General features: G+C 50.0%; 2 pseudogenes. One reads left to right on the top strand and one right to left on the bottom strand.

What is annotated here, in order from left to right:
- Nucleotides 1-364 precede the first annotated feature (364 nt).
- Nucleotides 365-973 (bottom strand): annotated as a pseudogene (locus AB204_RS15680) (terminase TerL endonuclease subunit); the annotation flags it as partial.
- A 65-nt stretch (nucleotides 974-1,038) separates the two neighbouring features.
- On the opposite strand from AB204_RS15680, the pseudogene AB204_RS22060 reads away from it, so the two are divergent.
- Nucleotides 1,039-2,211, top strand: a pseudogene (locus AB204_RS22060) (IS3 family transposase).
- Nucleotides 2,212-2,219: the final 8 nt, after the last annotated feature.

Genomic DNA, 2,219 nt, shown 5'->3' with positions numbered 1-2,219 from the left:
GCTGCAACCTACCGTCGATGTCAACATGATTTTTGTCTTGCAAACGGGATGCGTTCATATAGTGACCATAGATTTTAACGTCATTCATTCCTGCTACCCCTTCCATTAATTAATAATTGATGGTGGCGATTCAGACAGGGTTAGCAATACCGGGAACGATCGTCCGGCGAGGCCGAAGCCTCCCCCGCCTGAACCGCCATTGAATGGGCGAGCGCAGGCACACTGGTAGAAACTTCCTACCAGTGGATCGTTCTAACAGGGTTGCTAATCCCTGACCATCGGATTTTGCCAATGGCGGAGCTACTTTAACTGATTGGTTTATCTGGTTCAATAAGCGAATCAGTAAAACCGCTTAACTTTTTCGTTATATCCCATTAAACGTGTTAAGGCGCTGTTGCTGTACCTCACTGAGACTAAACGCAAAATCTTCATGCTCCGCCTGCCATGTACCAAAACTCATCAGAAACGCAATAGCAGGATCTATCTTGTTGGCGGATTTCTTTTTGTTCGGTTTGATATTGGCGGTGGCATCGGTTTCCATCACCACGTTACCCAGCGCCCACGCAAGCACCGGATCGCCGTTGTGACGAATGACTTTGCGATTTACGAAGACCTCAGCGGATTTTGCCACCGGACTAAAGCGCATATAGGTTTGCGGGAACGGCTCAACATCCAAGCCTGCGCCCTGTAATTGAGTGCGTAAGTGTGTGGCGTTCCATGTGTCGAAACCGACCAACTTGATATCAAAGTGCTGACTGTCTTTGAGAATGTCATCCCGAATGCGGTCGTAATCAATACAATCGCCCGGTGTCGTGCGTATCCAGCCCATTTGCGCCCATTGACGATAAATTGCCCGGTTCTTGTTAGCCGGGTTCTGTAGCTGGGCTTCGGGCAGGTAATGACGGGTGAGTAATAGCAGCTCATTATCCACCGGGAATGTATAGCAAATACTGGTGATATCGCCTGTTGTAGTGGCATAGTCATTCCGGACACCTTAGAAGCCTGTTAATCTAATCACAGTCAAGAAAGGTGTAAAAGATGAAAAAACCATCAACCATCCGGCATCATTACTCATCGGCGTTCAAACTGGAAGCCGTAGAGCAAGTGGTCAAATATCATCAAAAGGCGATAGATGTGGCGCGTAGTCTGGATATTGACCCCAGCACACTGCGCAAATGGGTTAAGCAGTATCAGGGCGAGCTTCAGGGCGTGACTCCCCGAGGTCAGGCTTTGACGGTTGAGCAACGTCGTATCAAAGAGCTGGAAGCGCAGGTTAAGCGTCTGGAGATGGAGAAAGCCATTTTAAAGCAGGCGGCTGTGTTGATGAGCGAGACCCCCGGCAAGTTTACACGCTAATCACACAGCTGAGTTCTGACTGGCCAGTGAACGTTCTGTGCCAGATATTGAATGTGTCACGAAGTGCTTATTATGACTGGAAAAAACGCCCCATGAGCGTCTCTCGTCTGGTGTTACGGTGGCCGGGTCCGGGAGTTGCATGAAGAAAGCCGTGGTGCCGCGGGGAGCCGGACATTGAGCACCTTACTGAAAGCGGAAGGAAAGTCAGTGGGACGCTATCTGGCCCGCCGTTTGATGCAGGAGTGTGGTCTGGAAAGCTGTCAGCCTGGGGCGCATCGTTACCGCCGCTGTCTGGAAGAAGCGGGCGCTTCACCGAATTACCTGAACCGCCGGTTTAATCCAGAAAAACCGGATCAAATTTGGTGTGGTGACATCAGTTATATCCGGACGAAAGAGGGATGGCGTTACCTGGCCCTGGTTATCGATTTGTGCTCACGCCGAGTCGTCGGGTACGCCTTATCGTCGAGTCCGGATGCGGAGTTAGTATGCAAGGTGTTGCGTCATGCGCTAGAAAGCCGTTGTCCCCAGGGAAGAGTGATGTTTCATTCGGATCAAGGGAGCCAATATAGCAGCCGAAAATTCCGTCAGTTGCTTTGGCGGAGTGGGCTGATACAGAGCATGAGTCGGCGGGGAAATTGCTGGGATAATAGTCCGATGGAAAGAACTTTCCGGAGTTTAAAAAGCGAATGGGTACCATCGGAAGGTTATGAAAACGTTGAGATAGCAATAACCGATATCACGAAATGGGTGGGGTATTACAACTGGAGGCGTCCGCATAGCCATAATAATGGCATGCCGCCTGCCGTTTATGAAAAACAAGAAAAAGAGGCTAAAAAAATGTCCGGGATTTCTTGACCGCTACA

Source organism: Xenorhabdus khoisanae (assembly GCF_001037465.1).
Lineage (GTDB): Bacteria > Pseudomonadota > Gammaproteobacteria > Enterobacterales > Enterobacteriaceae > Xenorhabdus > Xenorhabdus khoisanae.
This window is presented reverse-complemented; position numbering and strand designations above follow the sequence as displayed.